Source organism: Hoyosella altamirensis (assembly GCF_014191505.1).
GTDB classification, from domain to species: Bacteria; Actinomycetota; Actinomycetes; order Mycobacteriales; family Mycobacteriaceae; genus Hoyosella; species Hoyosella altamirensis.
Genome location: NZ_JACHWS010000003.1, coordinates 72,622 through 88,364, shown reverse-complemented (window position 1 = coordinate 88,364; position 15,743 = coordinate 72,622). Strand labels below are relative to the sequence as shown.

Sequence of the window (15,743 nt, the reverse complement as noted above, 5' to 3'; positions counted from 1 at the left end):
CTGAGCGGGCTCATCAGCGGAGCGGCCGGAAGAATGTCTGGATGTCTTCCGTCAGCAGGTCAGGAACCTCCATCGCCGCAAAATGTCCGCCACGCTCAAATCGCGACCAGTGCACCACGTTGTTCTCGCGCTCAAGAATGCTGCGGAGTGTCACGTCTCCCGGGAAGATGGCGGCTCCGGTGGGCACGCCAGAACTCTCTTTCGACTCGCCCCAATCTGTTGACTCCTTGTAGATCCGCGCGGACGAGCCGGCAGTGGCGGTGAACCAGTAGATGCTGACATTGGTGAGCAACTGATCCTTGTCCACGGCATCCTCGGGCAGTTCCTTAGCAGGGTCGGTCAGATTCTTGAAATGTTCGGTGATCCACGCCAGTTGCGCGGCCGGGGAATCGACAAGTCCGTAAGCGATGTTCTGTGGGCGGTCACCCTGAATGGCTGCGTACCCGGAGCCCTCACCTTCTGCCCACGACATGAGTTGTGCCAGTGGTTCTTGTTCCTCCTCAGGGAACATCGCAGGGTCAGCGTCCCAAGCCGGCACCGTGAGTGGCCCGTTCATGTGCACGCCGACTACGTGTCGGGTATCTATCCGGCCCAACTCAGGGGCTACAAGCGAGCCGAGGTCACCGCCATGCGCGCCGTAGCGGTCATACCCCAGCTGCTTCATCAACTTCTTGAGAACCGTGGCGTAGTTGCTGGTCGTTGCCTCGCCCTTGTTTCGGGTCGGACCGGAGAATCCGAACCCCGGCAGCGACGGAATGACCAGGTGAAACGCGTCCGAGGGAGCGGCGGCGTGTGTACGCGGGCTGGTCAGCGGACTGATCATGGCTGAGAAGTCGACGATCGAGCTCGGCCATCCGTGTATCAGCAGCAGCGGCAGCGCATCGGATTCGGGAGATCTGATGTGCATGAAATGGATCTGCTGGCCATCGATCTCTGCGAGGTACTGGGGGTGTTCGTTCAGTTGAGCTTCGTGCGTCCGCCAGTCGTACGAGCTGCGCCAGTAGTCCGCGAGTTCCTTGAGATACCACCCAGGTACACCGTACTTCCAGCCAGCGCCGGGCAGGTCATCAGGCCAGCGTGTGCGCGCGAGGCGATCATTGAGATCGTCGATCTGGTCCTGCCGAACGTTGATGCGGAAGGGTGCTGGCATTTCCCGGGGTGGTTCGTGCGAGGTGGTCATGCAGCCCAAACTAGAGATTGTTCAGGCCAGTTCTCGTCCTAATTCACCATGTGGTGGCTACTCGGCGTGGGCAATGAGGGTGCGCGGAAGAGCGCTACGGTGGTGGAGTGCGTCTCACGGAGTTTCACGATCGTGTTCGAGCCGAGTTCGGTCCAGTGCTTGGTGATTCTGTGTTGCGCGACCACGTTCTTATCGCCATGGGCGGTGTGACGGCGTCGGTAGCGCTTCACCAAGGCAAAAGCCTGCGCGATGTGTGGTGGGCGTTGTGTGACGATTTCGACATCCCGCGCGACCGCTGGTGAGGACGAATCCGGGCGTGTTGTGTACCTATTCGAACAGGTGTTCGGTATAGTCATGTTCGTGTAAGCGTGCTGACTGTCCACAGGATGCGTGCTTAGTACGTGTTATCCACAATGCGGGCGCGGGAGACAAAAATTGTCAGTGCTCGGTCGTACTGTAGCGGTAACTCCGGGAACGGAACGTGGCGCTGAGTCTGCGGAGTCAGCGCGGGAAGAGGAGAGCAGCAACGATGGCACCGGCATACGATCGGGAAAAGGCACTTGAACTCGCGCTCGCGCAGATCGACAAGAACTTCGGTAAAGGTTCGGTCATGCGCCTTGGTGATGAGGTCAGGCCACCTATCTCAACAATACCTACGGGATCAGTCGCGCTGGACGTGGCGCTGGGTATTGGAGGGTTGCCAAGAGGCCGAGTCATTGAGATCTACGGCCCGGAATCTTCTGGCAAGACCACGGTGGCGCTCCATGCTGTCGCCAACGCGCAGCGAGCCGGGGGCATAGCAGCATTCATCGACGCCGAGCACGCGCTTGATCCGGAGTACGCGAAAGCACTGGGTGTCGACACTGATGCCTTACTCGTTTCGCAGCCCGACACGGGGGAGCAGGCGCTTGAGATCGCGGACATGCTGACACGTTCCGGCGCGCTCGACATCATCGTTATCGACTCGGTGGCGGCTCTTGTGCCGCGTGCGGAGATCGAAGGTGAAATGGGCGATAGCCACGTTGGCCTACAGGCTCGTCTGATGAGCCAGGCTCTGCGGAAGATGACGTCAGCCCTCAGCAGTTCTGGTACTACCGCGATCTTCATCAATCAGTTGCGCGAGAAGATCGGAGTCATGTTCGGGTGCTTCGCATACAACACGAGGGTCGTGCTTGCTGACGGGTCGACCGAGAAGATCGGCAAGATCGTCAACAATAAGATGGACGTCGAGGTTCTCTCTTACGACCCGGATAGCGACAGTATTGTGCCTCGCCGCGTAGTGAACTGGTTCAACAACGGCCCTGCCGAGCAATTCCTGCAGTTCACGGTCGAGAAGTCCGGAGGCAATGGACGCTCGCAGTTCGCTGCTACCCCCAACCACCTCATCCGCACTCCCGGTGGCTGGTCGGAAGCCGGCGATGTGATTACCGGTGACTGCGTGATGGTGACTGAACCGCACCGCTTAAGTGAACAGCAGTTCCAGGTGGTTCTTGGCGCCCTCATGGGAGATGGCAGTCTTTCACCGAACCGGCGTGGCAGAAATGGCGTCAGATTCCGAATGGGACATGGCGAGAAACAGCATGAGTACCTTGACTGGAAAACAGAACTGCTCGGCAACATTGGGCACTCAACTCGAGTGGGCTCAACGGGAGCGAAGTTCGTCGACTTAGCGCCACTTCCTGAACTCGCCGAACTGCATCGGGCCGTGTATCTGGGCGATGGAAAGAAGTTCTTTTCAGAGGAGTACCTCAAGGCTCTTACGCCCCTGGCGTTGGCGGTGTGGTACATGGACGACGGATCATTTAGTGTCCGCTCGGAGGGGAAGCAGCGGCGCACACGTGGAGGAAGCGGCCGGATCGAAATCTGCGTCGAGGCGATGAGCGAAGGCTCTCGTTGCCGGGTACGCGACTATCTGCGCGACACCTATGGGCTCGATGTTCGCTTGCGCACCGCGGGCGCAAGGGAGGTTGCTGTTCTGACCTTCTCCACTCAGGCGAGCGCGCAGTTCCAGGAGATCGTTGCGCCGTATATAGCTCCGAGCATGGACTATAAGCTGCTGCCGCGATTCCGGGGACAGAACACCCTCGCGCCCGAGTTCGTTGAAGTGACCCAGCGGCTCGTGCCGGCCCAGGTCCTCGACGTCCACATCAAGCCGAAAACACGGTCAATGAACCGGTTCGACATCGAAGTTGAGGGCAACCACAACTATTTCGTTGATGGAGTGATGGTTCACAACTCTCCCGAAACCACCACCGGCGGTAAGGCGCTCAAGTTCTACGCTTCCGTTCGACTCGATGTGCGCCGGATCGAAACACTCAAGGACGGTGGCGACGCTGTCGGTAACCGCACCAGGGTCAAAGTTGTGAAGAACAAGGTCTCACCGCCGTTTAAGCAGGCAGAGTTCGACATCCTTTACGGCAAGGGCATCAGCCGTGAAGGATCGCTCATCGACATGGGCGTCGATCAGGGCTTTATCCGGAAGTCAGGCTCGTGGTTCACCTACGATGGCGACCAGCTTGGACAGGGCAAAGAAAATGCACGCCGATACCTCATCGAGAATCCGGATATCGCCAACGAGGTCGAAAAGAAGATCCTCGAAAAGCTGGGTATCGGTGCGGTAGTCAGCGAGGAAGCAGAATCCACCCCCGTCGAGTTCTAGCCAGTCGAGTTTTGCCCAATGAGCAGCGGTGGAAACCAAGAGGAAACTCCGGAGAGCGCTGAGAAGCAGCGTTCCCCGGAGGAATGGCAGGCACACGCTCGAAGCTTGTGCCTACGATGGCTCGGCGCGCGGTCACACACTCGCGTCGAGCTGCGTGAAAAGCTCGCGCGCAAAGGAATTCCCGAACACATCAGCGAATCGGTCCTCGATCGACTCACCGCTGTCAGTCTTATTGATGATGCGGAGTTCGCGGAAACGTGGGTACGTTCCCGCCACACCCACGCCGGGCGCGGCCGACGAGCGCTCGCCGTCGAGCTGCGCCGCAAAGGCGTCGACGACGCGCATGTCGATCAGGCCTTATCTACGATCACGGACGATGCTGAACGCTCCCGCGCATACGCTCTCGCCGCCCAGCGTCTCGAGCGCGCAAACACGATCAATTGGTCCGATCGCGCGGAGCAGGAGCGCGCAACGCGGAAACTCATCGGCATGCTGTCACGCCGCGGCTATGCGCCGGGGCTCGCCTACAGCGTGGTCAAGCAGGTCATCGCCGAACGTTCCGGGGCCGATATCGAACTTCCCGACCCGGAAGCGACTTCGTCAGACTTCTGAAGTCGGGACATCACTCAGCTCTCTGTTTGCAGGCGCTGCTTCCCGCGCCTTCCCTCGCCGATAGTGAATTACGGTGATTGTGAGACCAATTGCGAGCCCAGCCAGGTCAGCGGTCCAGCTGAAATGCAACAGCAGTACGCCTGAAACAGCCAGAGCGATGCGCTCAGCCCAGCTGATCTTCGTTCGGAAGAACCCCACCACTGCGATTCCGAGGAAGAACACACCAGCAAGAGACGTCGCCGCGGCCTGGATGCCCTGAATCCACGTCACATTCTGCAGAAGCAACTCGGGGCTTATCACAAACATGAAGGGCACCACGAAACCAGAAACAGCGATACGAACAGCATTGCCGCCAGTGCGAATCGGGTCACCGCCGGAAACACCACACGCTGCGTACGCTGCTAGACACACAGGCGGCGTGATGTCCGCCATCACACCGAAGTAATAGACGAACAAATGCGCGGACAAGATGATCGCCATCGTGGGCTCAGACAGGTCACCCTGCAGAAGAACGATGATTGCAGGTGCTGCGAGCGTCGCAGTGACGACATAGTTCGCTGTCGTCGGCAAACCGATGCCGAGAATTAAACACGCAAGCATCGACAGCGCGAGAACCGGAATGAGATGCCCGCCACCGAGACTGATGAGCCCATCAGCAAGCTTATGGCCAAGCCCAGTCAACGTGATCATTCCCGCGAGAATCCCTGCGGTCGCGCACGCGACCACAATGGGCAGCGCGATCCGCGTCGCGCTGACAAGCCCCTCAGCGAACGTCGCGAGCGAAAGTTTGTCCTCTGATTCGTTGCGCCATCTCGCGAACAGCGCAACAAGCGGTGTGGTCACCGCTGCATACGCAAACGCGAGTATGACGATCGTCCAGGCCCGCCCAACGCCAGGAAGCATCGCCTCGACAAGCGTCTTCACAAGCCACAACGCCAGGAACGTGACGAAGAAAGGCACAAGAACTTGACCGGTCCGGAGGGCGACGGTCTTCAGCGGTGCGTTCAGGTCCGGATCGATCTCGTAACCTTTCCGCCTCGCCGTGATCTGAACCGTCAGCGCGACGAGCACGCCCAAAGACAATGCGACAACCGTCATTCTGTTCAAACGCGACATGTCTGGCGCGATTGCGGCAACCGCCTGGAACCCGAGCCACGCGACACCCACCGCGAGACCGAAGAACCCGAGGAGTTGCGCGCTGCCAGCTAGCCGGCTGGATGTCGGCGGGGGCGGCGGATTCATCTCCCCATGCGCGGGAGCAACCGCGACGACGGCAGGTGCGAAGACCTGGATCAGAATGTTGATGCCAATTGCAATGCCGATCGACGCCATAGCTGCGAAACCAGGACTGAATCCCATCGAGAGAAGCATGAAGATCGCCACGATCGGGATCAGCAAGTACCCTTTCGCGGCCATCAACTGCCGGACACTGGGCAGCAGAGCTTTAGGTATTCCACCGATACCGAGGCGTTTCGAGTCAAAGTGGATCACCACAAACTGAGCGGTAAAGAACAAAACCGCAGGAATGATCGCCGCTTTCAGAATCTCCGAGTAGGGGATCCGCGTGATTTCCATCATGATGAAGGCGCCCGCACCCATGATGGGCGGCGCGATCTGGCCACCAGTCGACGAGGCCGCTTCAACCGCACCCGCATAGTTGGGCTTGTAACCGGACTTCTTCATCATCGGGATTGTGAAGGCGCCGTTGCTGACGGTGTTCGCCACCGACGAGCCAGTGATCGTCCCCGAGAAAGCGCTGGTCGCGACACCAACCTTCGCTGTGCCACCAGTCGACCACCCTGTTGCACCTAACGCACCGTCGGTGAAAAAGCGCTCCATCCCTGTGCGCTGCAGCATCGCCGCGAAGATGAGGAACAGGAAGATGACGGTAGCGGACACCCGGATGGGAGTTCCGAACACTGCCTCATCGGTGAAGAAGGACGTATTCACGATACGGTCGACGCTGTATCCAGGGTGGCGCAGGAAGCCCGGCAACATCGGGCCGTAGTAGGCGTAGGCCAGCATCAGCGTCGCAAGGATGACGAGAGCGCTCCCCAGGACCCGTTGCGCTGCGACGAGGATGAGCAGTAGGGCTACCGTGCCGACAGCTATGTTTGTGGGGTTCAAAATTCCGGCGGTCCGGATAATCGTTTCGTAGTTGGTGAAAACGTAGTAGCCAGTGAAGACACTGAGCCCGGCGAGGATCAGATCCGCGAAGGGAATCCCCCACGCTCGCAGCGGCACATAGCGCGCCGCCTGCACGAGCAACAGCACTCCCAGCGCGGGCAGCACCACATGCCACCCGGCGATGCCCTGCGCTGCAATCGCAGCGAGCGCAATCAAACCGGATGCTGTAAGGAACCACCCGAAGTACCGCTGCCTCCTGGAATTCCGTGGTTTGACCGGATACAGCAGGAAGATCAGGCAGAGAGCGAGCGAGAGGTGGAAAGGTCCTTGCTGGCGAGAGGGCAGTGAGCCTTCGAATACCGGTGATGTGATGATGTGGAAAAGCGCGAAGCCAAGCGCGATGAAGAATACGAGCCAGCGCCATACGGCTCGCCTGTCCACGCGGGTGGCTTCGCGCTTTTCCACAAAGCTGTGTTCTTCGAGCTCGAGAAGGTCCTTTTCGAGGTCTTTCACACTCGCTGGTGAAGCGGTGGCGCCGCCCGCCGGTGTGGTTGCCATTGCCTCGCCTCTCGTCAGATCAGGTATCTATTCTGACTGGCTCGTGCGCAGTTCAACACGTGCGCGCGGGCGGGTCAGTTCGAGCATCCGGACAGTGGACCCGTCCGGCATGGTGAGGGTGTGGTCCACGCTGGGCCCGCCGACGAGCATCTGCACCGTGCCAAGGGGACGGCTGTGGTGCAGTACCCGGTAATGACCATCTTCCTCGAGGAACGTCGTGGTGACCCCGTTAATCGTCTCGGGCCCGAAAGGCAGGTTAGCGCCCATCCGGTCGAAGATCATTTCTTCCATCGTGAGTGCTCCCTCGGTATTGACGGAGAAGAGCTCGCGGACCGGACGTTTATGGACAGAATGCACGTGGTCCATCGTGATGATGCCGCCAGGCTCCATCGGGTGTGTGAAAAGTACGGACCCGTCTGCGGCGCTCACCACCTGAAACTGCAATTGGTCCGGTCCCGATGTGCATGCGGTTACGACCCCGGTGGTGCTGATCGCCAGAAGCAGCGAAATCACCGCGGGAGTCTGCGTCACTCGCGCCAAGCGGGGCGCCCGGAAAGACCGGGCGCCCCGCTGGCTCGTGAAGTGTGACAGGGATAGCAGCGTCACGGAATTTCGACGCCCTGTTCCTCGTAGTAGCGCAGCGCGCCGGGGTGCAGTTCCACCGGGCCGAGGCCATCGACCGCGGTTTCGAGAACCATGTCGCGAGCGGCTGAGTGCTGGACCCGGTCGCCATGCTCGTACATCACTCGGACAAGTTCGTATGCGGTTTCTTCGTCAAGATCAGCTGTGGTGTACAACGTTGCCCACGAGGTGATCGTGGCGTTTGGTTCGTCGACACCGGAATATGTGCCTGCTGGGATCTCATGGGCGCTGAGCAGTTCGTTTTCCGCGAGGACGGCCTCCAACTCAGGTCCGCTGATATCCAGCATCACGACATCGTGGGTGGTTGCCAGTTGCTCGATGCTGCCAGTGGGCGCGGCGAGGATTCCGAATGCAGCGTCGACGACGCCATCACCGACGTTCGTTGCGGCGTCACCAAAGCTGCTGTCCAGCGTTGCTGCCAGATCGGTGGCGGGGTCAATCCCGTAGGCACGAAGGACCGATTCCGCCATCGTGTAGGTAGCGCTTCCCGCTGGGCCCATCTCGACTCGGCGGTCGCGCAAATCTTCGATCGACGTAATGCCACTGGCTTCTGTTGTCACGATCTGGAGAATCTCGGGGTAGATGTTTCCGAGCGCACGAATGTTCTCCGGGCTGGACAGCGGCTGGTCGGCGAAATCGCCGACCCCGTCAAGCGCCTCTGCAGCAGTCGCGTTGACGGACATGATGAGCTCGACTTCGCCCTGATCAAGCGCCCTTAGGTTTTCGACGGAGGCGCCGCCGACGGTGGCTGTGACACTGACGTCGTCGAGTTCGCTGCTCCACACGCTTGCGATCTCGCCACCGAGCGGATAGTAGGTACCGCCGGTGGAGCCAGTGGCCAGTGTGAGGTCTCCGGTTCCGTCTGCTGCACAGCCCGCCATCGTGAGCGCTCCGGCAGCGAGAATTGCTGCCGCTGCCCTGCCCCCGAAACGTCCGCCTCTACGGTGCGGATTGCTCATAGGTCTTTCCTCTCCGATTCGGCCCACACACCTTGGCAGTCAGTCAGCAAAGACGTTCTGAACCGAGGTGTGTCTCAAGTCATAAACTTATCGCAGCTAGCCGACTTTCAGCCCGCGCTGGTGTCCGGATTGCGTAACAACCCGGTGACGCGAACTGTTACGCAGTTCGTCACGCAAGAAGCTGTGCAGCGGTGTAAATCAGGGGGATACCGACAATGAGATTGAAGGGGAAGGTGACTCCGAGCGCGAGTCCGAGTGAGAGTGCGGGGTTGGCGTCGGGTACAGCCTCGCGTATCGCTGCCGGGGCCGCGACGTAAGAGGCGCTCGCCGCCAGGACGCCAAGGAGTGTCACGCCGCCTACCGTGAGTCCGATTGCGGTCCCGGTGAGGACTCCGAGCGAGCCGCCGATCAGCGGCATGATCATCCCGAAGGCGAGTAGCCGCAATCCCGCTTTTTTCAGTTCCCCGATCCGGCGCGCGGCAACAATTCCCATGTCCAGGAGAAACAGTGCGAGCACGCCGAGGAAAGGCGTCACTAGGAACCCCTCGAGCTGAGCCATTCCGGCCTCTCCCGTGGCACACCCGACAGCTGCTGCGCCGATAAGGAGGATGACGGGTCCGTGCGTGAGGCTATCGATGAACCGGTGGTTGCCCGTACTGGCGCCGCCGCGGCGTGCGAGGTAGATCCCGATCAGAATGGCGGGGACTTCCATGATCGCGAGCAGGGTGATCATGAAACCCTCGCTCGATTCGCCCATTGCGCTGAGGAAGGCAGTCGCGGCGACGAAGGTGACGACACTGACGGAGCCATAGTGGGCCGCAACTGCTGCAGCGTCGATCGTGGAAACCGGTGTGAACCACCTCAATATGGCGTATGCGATGAGGGGAAGCGTGATGGCGAGGAAAAGTCCAGCGGTCACGCCGAGCATGAGTTCGCTGGTGAACCCCTCAGCGCGGAGTTTCACACCGCCTTTGAAACCAATCGCGATCAATAGGTAGATCGACAGTGCCTTGGCTGCCTGCTCGGGGAAGGAGAGGTCGGACTTCATGCGTGTCGCTATGACGCCAAGGGCGAAAAAGCCGAGCGCTGGAGACGCGAGGTTGGCAGAGAGCACGTCGATCGGCACAATCATTCCCTGTCTTCTAATACCTGAATACAACTTCCGGTAATATAGATCGCAAGTCATGATTTGTCATCTCGGCTCCCGAATGCGTTAGTTTCAGAGCAGAGCAACGGGGAGGTACGGATGGCGGACGAGTCACGACATTGGACGTTCCTGACCAACCACGCGCATGTCCTCGTCTGCATCGCTCGTGACTCCGGGATGCGCATGCGCGACATCGCTCAAGCCGTCGGGATTACTGAGAGGGCGACGCAAAGCATCCTCTCGGACCTCATCAGTGAGGGATATGTCACGCGAACCCGGGTAGGGCGGCGCAACAACTACGTCATCAACCCTGACAAGCCACTTCGTCACGAACTGGAGCACGAACGACTCGTCGGGGAACTCCTCGGAGTCCTCGCTGATGAATCTCCGCGGAAGTAGTGGCCCCGCGTCACCGGTAGACTCGGGAGCCGTGAGCAGTACCCACCATGGTTCGAAAACCTTCCAGATCCGCACCTACGGCTGTCAGATGAACGTGCACGACTCCGAACGGCTTGCGGGCCTCCTGGAAGACGCGGGTTACGTCAAGGCGCACGCAGAAGATGCGGCTGACCTCGTGGTCTTCAATACCTGCGCGGTGCGCGAGAACGCCGACAACAAGCTGTACGGCAACCTCGGGCATCTTCGTCCCTTCAAAGACGCCAACCCAGACATGCAGATAGCGGTCGGGGGGTGCCTGGCGCAGAAAGATCGCGACGTCGTCGTCAAGAAGGCGCCCTGGGTTGATGTTGTTTTCGGCACACACAATCTCGGTTCGCTGCCGGCGCTGCTCGAACGGGCGCGTCACAACGAACAGGCTGAGGTTGAGATCCTCGATGCTCTCGAGGTGTTCCCCTCCGCGCTCCCGGCGAAGCGGGACTCTGCCTACGCGGGCTGGGTGTCGATCTCGGTGGGCTGCAACAACACGTGCACGTTCTGCATCGTCCCTGCGCTGCGCGGCAAGGAAGTAGACCGGCGGCCCGGCGATGTCCTTGCTGAGGTTCAGGCTCTCGTATCAGAGGGCGTCCTGGAAGTGACGCTGCTTGGCCAGAACGTCAATTCCTACGGAAGGTCGTTCGCTGACCCTTCGATCCCGCGCGATCGCGGGGCGTTCGCTCAGCTATTGCGCGCCTGCGGGGGCATCGAGGGTCTTGAGCGGGTCCGGTTCACGTCACCGCATCCAGCGGAATTCACCGATGACGTGATTGCCGCGATGGCCGAGACGCCGAACGTGTGTCCCCAACTCCACATGCCGCTGCAGTCAGGATCCGATCGGATTCTGCGTTCGATGCGCCGCTCGTATCGCAAGGAACGGTTCCTCGGCATCATTGACCGGGTACGCGCGGCTATGCCGCACGCGGCTATCACAACCGACATCATCGTCGGTTTCCCCGGTGAAACAGAAGAAGATTTCGAGCACACTCTGGATGTTGTGCGTAAAGCACGCTTCTCTAGCGCCTTCACGTTCCAGTACTCGAAGCGCCCAGGGACTCCTGCGGCCGAGATGGAAGAGCAGATTCCCAAGAAGGTCGTGCAGGAGCGGTATGAGCGCCTGATCGCACTCCAGGAAAAAATCAGCCTGCAGGAAAACGAAAGCCTCGTTGGCACGAAAGCTGAACTGCTCGTGGCGGTCGGCGAGGGCCGCAAGGATGCCGCCACCCACCGAATGAGCGGGCGCGCACGCGACGGCAGACTCGTCCACTTTCAGCCGCACGGAGACCTCGATGGAAACATCCGCCCGGGTGATGTCGTGACCACAGTGATAACGTCGGCGGCGCCGCACCACCTCATCGCAGATGGTCAGGTGCTCACACACCGCCGCACGCGCGCAGGCGACGCGGTCGAGAAGGGCATCACGCCGAAAACCGCTCCGGTTGACTCGGGCGACCTGGGTACTGTCTCTTCCGGTGTCGGACTGGGAATGCCCCGGCTCGGTGCGCCCGCCCCCGTACCTCACACGTCAGGATGCTGCTGAAATATGTCGTCGAACGAGCCCCGTATCCCGGATCCGACAGACGCGTTCCGTCGCGAGTTTGCGGCCGCGGAACGTCGCGTTGCAGGTGAGATTGACCCAGGCAAGGGCGCGGTTTTCGCTGCAGCCCTGGTCCTGGCGCTTCTGCTGTCGTTCACCCTCCCACACGCCGGAACAGCGAATGGATGGGACGTCCTCGTCAGCTCCGAAGCAGCCAACGATGAATCAATCAAGATCACGTCGCAGCTGTTTGGATGGTTCGCAGCCGTGTTCGGAGTGGGGTTCGCGGTTCTGGCACTAGTGACGCGGCGCTGGGTTTTCTCCCTCATCGCAGCAGGCGGATGTTTCGTTGGTTCATTCCTCGGCGTGCTGGCGATCTGGTCACGCCAGACGCTGGCTCCGCTCGAAGCGGGTGGAGGCCCCGGCGCTGGCCTCGTGGTCGGACTGATCGCGATGATCCTGCTTTTCCTCACCTGGCTGACAATCGCTCTCAGCCATAGCCCGATTCCGGACAGCCGGTCGCGTTAAACTGGCTTGCCGTTGTCACCGTGAGGACAGCGCACCCTCGGCAGCTGCCGCCCACTCAGCCCACTGCCGTGCCTGCGCTCGCGCTTTTTCCGCATCCTTAGGGCGGCCCGCGGCGTCTGCTTTGGCGGCTTGCTCCTCAAACTGATGTACTCGTTCACGGAACTGCGCGGCGCGCGCTTCGGCTTCTGGATCACTGCGCCGCCACTGCGAGTCGACTGCGTCACGAATGCGGGTCTCTATCGCGCGGAAACGTCCCTCTAGTTCCTGGACGCGTTCGCGCGGAACCCGTCCGATCGCTTCCCATCGCTCCTGAAAGCCTCGAAGCTCGGCGCGCGCAGCTTCGAGATCCTTAGACGGGTCGAGGCTCTCAGCTTCGTTGAGCAGCTTCTCCTTCGCAGCGGCGTTTTCGAGGTACTCCGCATCACGCTCCGACGCAGCGGCGTTTCGCGCGGCGAAGAACGTGTCCTGTGCGCCCTTGAAGCGCTTCCAGAGCGCATCGTCGGTGTCCTTCGGCGCCCGCCCGCTCGCTTTCCATTCCGCCATCAAGTCGCGGAAGGCTCCAGCGGTGGGGCCCCAATCCGTCGAACTGGCGAGTTCCTCAGCCCGTGCGACGAGAGCCTCTTTGCGTGACTTCGCCGCGGCGCGTTCCCGATCGAGTTCAGCGAAATGCGAACCCCTGCGGCGGTTGAAGGCGTCACGGGCCTTGGAGAAGCGTTTCCAAAGGCCGTCATCGGTTTTTCGGTCCACTCCGCGAATGGTCTTCCACTCGTCGAAGATGTGGCGGAGCCGGTCACCCGCGGCCTTCCACTGGGTAGAGTTGGCGGCGATCTCCTCGGCTTCCGCGCACAAAGCTTCCTTGCGTTCAATCTGCCTCGCGCGTTCGGCTTCTTTCGCTTGGCGAGCCTGTGCCGCGACGTCGTCCGCTCCGCTGATGACAGCCTGGATCCGCTCAGACAATGCAGCGACGTCCCCTATGACTGCTGCCGTCGTAAGGGCTTCCGCAAGATGCTGAGCCGCTTCGCGGGTCTTCCTCGGTTCCCCAGCGCCGGTGTGAAGACGTGCTTCGAGGAGTTCAACTTCTGTGACGAGATCGTCGAATCTCCGCGAAAAGTGGGCGAGGCCTTCCTCACGGTCCCCGGCGTGCCATGAACCGATCTCGCGGTCGCCGTCAGCTGTGATCAGCCAGACGGTGCCGTCGTCGTCGATACGACCGAACTTGTGCGGATCACTGGAGGGATGGGCGACGGGGTGGACGGGCGGCACATGATGGGCGGCCGCTGCGGTCCCAGGGTGAGGGGGGCTTACGGACTTCGGGGCGGAAGCCGGGCTGGCGGGCTGTGGTGGCGTGCTGTCGGTCATCGTTCCTCATCTCTGCCGCGCGTCACGGCTGCCGTGCTCGCACAGGCGAACCTGCCCAAGCTGCGTGCGGGTGCCGCACCTGAATCTCGGCACACGCTCCATTCAACCGCGAGAACGCCGATATAGCTATGAAAACCTGCGGGAGTGTTCGAATGCGGCGGCATTGTGGCCGTTCAGACACCTATGCGACCGGCGGGGACGTGATCGTCGCGGGTACCGTTTGCAGTTGTGTTTACCGCTGCCGCATTCATTCCAGGCCCGCCGTTGCTGGTCCCCGAACTGGCGAACGAGGCCGCGTCAGAAACGGCGGATCTACGGCGTGCGGTGCTTGATGTCGCTGCTGCGCTCGCGGAAACTTGTGACCGATGGATCGCAGTGGGCACCGACACTTCGGCGTTGAGGAACGCGTCGAACGAGTCGGGAACGTTTCGCGGTTTCGGGGTTGATGTGACGGTGTCACTTGGCCCTGAATCCGATAGGGCCATCGACGCTGACATGCCGCTGCCTGCACTGATTGCCGGCTGGGTGAGAGGGCAGAGTGCTCCCGCGCTGCGGTGCGATATGGAGTACCTCCAGCCAGACACCCCGGCCGAATCCGCGCTCTCCCGGGGTGAGCAGCTTCGCCGGCAAATCGACGCGGTACCCGAGCGGGTCGGCGCACTGATCGTGGCTGATGGCGCAACAACGCTCACTGATCGCGCCCCAGGTGCCTTTGATCCCAGGGCAGAAGATTTTGAACGCACCCTTTCGGAGGCTCTCGACTCTGGCGCGACCGGCACACTCGCGACTCTTGACGTGCGACTTTGTTGTGATCTTGGAGTTTCAGCCCGAGCAGCATGGCAGGTTCTTGCGGCGTTGTTCACCGGGACGAAGCCGGGGAGGGTGATGCACCGTTTTGACTCGGCGCCCTATGGCGTCGGCTACCACGTTGGGATGTGGCTGCCATGATCCGGCCTGTCGCGATCATCGGTCCCACCGCTTCGGGAAAGTCAGCACTGGGACTTGACCTTGCCGAGCGCGTTGGCGGCGAGGTCGTGAACATCGACGCCATGCAGCAGTACTGCGGTATGGATATCGGCACCGCAAAGCTGACAGTGGCAGAACGCAGAGGCATCCCGCACCATCAGATCGATACGCTCCATGTCACGGAACTCGCGACGGTCGCGAACTACAAAGCTGCTGCTGCGAACGACGTCGAACTTCTGGTCAGCCGTGACATCACGCCAATAATCGTGGGTGGCTCGATGATGTACATCCAGGCGCTCATCGATGACTGGCAGTTTCCAGCGACGGATCCAGCTGTGCGCGCGAAATGGGAAGCACGCCTTGAGGAAGTAGGCGTACGCACGCTGCACGCCGAGCTTGCGCGAATCGATCCGGAGGCGGCGACAACGATTCTTCCCACAGATCCCCGGCGCACTGTGCGGGCACTCGAGGTTATTGAAATCACTGGCCGGCCTTTCGCAGCGTCGGCCCCTCAAATTGGTGAACCACAATGGGGAACAATCATTCTCGGGGTGGATCGCGACACTGAAGAACTCGATGAGCGAATCGCCCGGCGGACCGAGGCAATGTTCCGCGGAGGGCTGGTAGAGGAAGTGAAAGGCCTCATCGGCGCGGGTCTGAGAGACGGCGTCACGGCCTCCCGGGCCATCGGCTACGCCCAGACGCTTGCGGCACTCGATGGTGAGTACAGCCTGCAGCAGGCCCAAGATCTCACCCTGCAGGGCACCAGACGATATGTGCGGCGGCAACGATCCTGGTTCAAGCGCGATCATCGCATCCAGTGGATCGATGGTGCAGATGCAGACATGCTCGGAACGGCCCTGCGAGCAATTCGCGGCTAAGTAGTCAAGGTCGTATGCCGTTTGCCCACCTCCAAGCGACAGCCACGACCCCGGGACCATGCTTGTCGCTGCTAGGCGGGCGAAATAAAACTGGCTTCTCATGCTCTATTGACTTTTCGTGAGCCCCATCACATACTTGGTTAATCGGTTTGCCAA

Annotated in this window: 14 protein-coding genes; 8 read left to right on the top strand and 6 right to left on the bottom strand. The window is 60.9% G+C overall.

The window, feature by feature from the left end; all coding sequences use genetic code 11:
* Nucleotides 1–13 precede the first annotated feature (13 nt).
* On the bottom strand, nt 14–1,180 hold the full coding sequence (locus FHU29_RS14490; RefSeq protein WP_232322968.1) for an epoxide hydrolase family protein: 1,167 nt from the start codon (nt 1,178–1,180) through the stop codon (nt 14–16).
* A gap of 107 nt (nt 1,181–1,287) precedes the next feature.
* On the opposite strand from FHU29_RS14490, the gene FHU29_RS14485 reads away from it, so the two are divergent.
* The 3 genes from FHU29_RS14485 to FHU29_RS14475 all read left to right on the top strand — a co-directional run bounded on the left by FHU29_RS14485 (nt 1,288) and on the right by FHU29_RS14475 (nt 4,451).
* Nucleotides 1,288–1,482 (top strand): DUF3046 domain-containing protein, encoded by a 195-nt coding sequence (locus FHU29_RS14485; RefSeq protein ID WP_064440436.1) that lies wholly within the window; start codon nt 1,288–1,290, stop codon nt 1,480–1,482.
* A gap of 227 nt (nt 1,483–1,709) precedes the next feature.
* The gene (gene recA, locus FHU29_RS14480) at nt 1,710–3,839 is read left to right on the top strand and encodes an intein-containing recombinase RecA (protein WP_064440435.1); all 2,130 of its coding nucleotides are present in this window, start codon (nt 1,710–1,712) and stop codon (nt 3,837–3,839) included.
* Between the two features lie 18 nt (nt 3,840–3,857).
* Nucleotides 3,858–4,451 (top strand): regulatory protein RecX, encoded by a 594-nt coding sequence (locus tag FHU29_RS14475; RefSeq protein WP_064440434.1) that lies wholly within the window; start codon nt 3,858–3,860, stop codon nt 4,449–4,451.
* Here FHU29_RS14475 and FHU29_RS22905 read toward each other — a convergent pair.
* From FHU29_RS22905 to FHU29_RS14455, 4 genes are all read right to left on the bottom strand, one after another.
* A complete protein-coding gene (locus FHU29_RS22905; RefSeq protein WP_064440433.1) occupies nt 4,440–7,136 on the bottom strand; it encodes a TRAP transporter permease in 2,697 nt (898 codons plus the stop codon). The two genes, FHU29_RS14475 and FHU29_RS22905, sit on opposite strands and share 12 nt — an antisense overlap.
* Before the next feature lie 27 nt (nt 7,137–7,163).
* Nucleotides 7,164–7,649, bottom strand: coding sequence for a DUF1850 domain-containing protein (locus tag FHU29_RS14465; protein WP_198156531.1), 486 nt, complete (start codon nt 7,647–7,649; stop codon nt 7,164–7,166).
* A gap of 89 nt (nt 7,650–7,738) precedes the next feature.
* Nucleotides 7,739–8,737 (bottom strand): TAXI family TRAP transporter solute-binding subunit, encoded by a 999-nt coding sequence (locus FHU29_RS14460; protein ID WP_064440431.1) that lies wholly within the window; start codon nt 8,735–8,737, stop codon nt 7,739–7,741.
* Nucleotides 8,738–8,906: 169 nt separating this feature from the next.
* Nucleotides 8,907–9,869 carry a sodium-dependent bicarbonate transport family permease gene (locus FHU29_RS14455; protein WP_064440430.1) on the bottom strand — a complete coding sequence of 321 codons (963 nt, stop codon included), beginning with the start codon at nt 9,867–9,869 and terminating at the stop codon, nt 8,907–8,909.
* Between the two features lie 114 nt (nt 9,870–9,983).
* Here FHU29_RS14455 and FHU29_RS14450 point away from each other — a divergent pair, with 114 nt between their 5' ends.
* Genes FHU29_RS14450 through FHU29_RS14440 form a run of 3 tightly spaced genes read left to right on the top strand, consistent with a single transcriptional unit; the run spans nt 9,984 to nt 12,381 of the window.
* Nucleotides 9,984–10,283: a helix-turn-helix transcriptional regulator gene (locus FHU29_RS14450; protein ID WP_064440429.1), complete on the top strand. Its 300-nt coding sequence runs from the start codon at nt 9,984–9,986 to the stop codon at nt 10,281–10,283.
* 31 nt (nt 10,284–10,314) lie between these two features.
* Nucleotides 10,315–11,856: a tRNA (N6-isopentenyl adenosine(37)-C2)-methylthiotransferase MiaB gene (miaB, locus tag FHU29_RS14445; RefSeq protein WP_064440428.1), complete on the top strand. Its 1,542-nt coding sequence runs from the start codon at nt 10,315–10,317 to the stop codon at nt 11,854–11,856.
* Nucleotides 11,857–11,859: 3 nt separating this feature from the next.
* A complete protein-coding gene (locus FHU29_RS14440) occupies nt 11,860–12,381 on the top strand; it encodes an Rv2732c family membrane protein (protein ID WP_064440427.1) in 522 nt (173 codons plus the stop codon).
* Between the two features lie 15 nt (nt 12,382–12,396).
* Here FHU29_RS14440 and FHU29_RS14435 read toward each other — a convergent pair whose 3' ends face one another.
* Nucleotides 12,397–13,740, bottom strand: coding sequence for a DUF349 domain-containing protein (locus FHU29_RS14435; RefSeq protein ID WP_064440426.1), 1,344 nt, complete (start codon nt 13,738–13,740; stop codon nt 12,397–12,399).
* A 228-nt stretch (nt 13,741–13,968) separates the two neighbouring features.
* Here FHU29_RS14435 and FHU29_RS14430 point away from each other — a divergent pair, with 228 nt between their 5' ends.
* Nucleotides 13,969–14,688, top strand: coding sequence for a class III extradiol ring-cleavage dioxygenase family protein (locus FHU29_RS14430; protein WP_064440425.1), 720 nt, complete (start codon nt 13,969–13,971; stop codon nt 14,686–14,688).
* Entirely contained in the window at nt 14,685–15,587 is a 903-nt protein-coding gene (gene miaA, locus FHU29_RS14425; RefSeq protein WP_064440424.1) for a tRNA (adenosine(37)-N6)-dimethylallyltransferase MiaA, read from the top strand. Before FHU29_RS14430 ends, miaA begins: the two co-directional genes overlap by 4 nt.
* Nucleotides 15,588–15,743 lie beyond the last annotated feature (156 nt).

Excerpts from the sequence above, each read along its gene's own strand:
- FHU29_RS22905 (WP_064440433.1), bottom strand. The coding sequence starts at position 7,136 with ATGGCAACCACACCGGCGGGCGGCGCCACCGCTTCACCAGCGAGTGTG.
- FHU29_RS14490 (WP_232322968.1), bottom strand. The coding sequence starts at position 1,180 with ATGACCACCTCGCACGAACCACCCCGGGAAATGCCAGCACCCTTCCGC.
- FHU29_RS14435 (WP_064440426.1), bottom strand. The coding sequence starts at position 13,740 with ATGACCGACAGCACGCCACCACAGCCCGCCAGCCCGGCTTCCGCCCCG.
- miaA (WP_064440424.1), top strand. The coding sequence starts at position 14,685 with ATGATCCGGCCTGTCGCGATCATCGGTCCCACCGCTTCGGGAAAGTCA.
- FHU29_RS14460 (WP_064440431.1), bottom strand. The coding sequence starts at position 8,737 with ATGAGCAATCCGCACCGTAGAGGCGGACGTTTCGGGGGCAGGGCAGCG.
- recA (WP_064440435.1), top strand. The coding sequence starts at position 1,710 with ATGGCACCGGCATACGATCGGGAAAAGGCACTTGAACTCGCGCTCGCG.
- FHU29_RS14475 (WP_064440434.1), top strand. The coding sequence starts at position 3,858 with ATGAGCAGCGGTGGAAACCAAGAGGAAACTCCGGAGAGCGCTGAGAAG.
- FHU29_RS14455 (WP_064440430.1), bottom strand. The coding sequence starts at position 9,869 with ATGATTGTGCCGATCGACGTGCTCTCTGCCAACCTCGCGTCTCCAGCG.
- FHU29_RS14440 (WP_064440427.1), top strand. The coding sequence starts at position 11,860 with ATGTCGTCGAACGAGCCCCGTATCCCGGATCCGACAGACGCGTTCCGT.
- FHU29_RS14450 (WP_064440429.1), top strand. The coding sequence starts at position 9,984 with ATGGCGGACGAGTCACGACATTGGACGTTCCTGACCAACCACGCGCAT.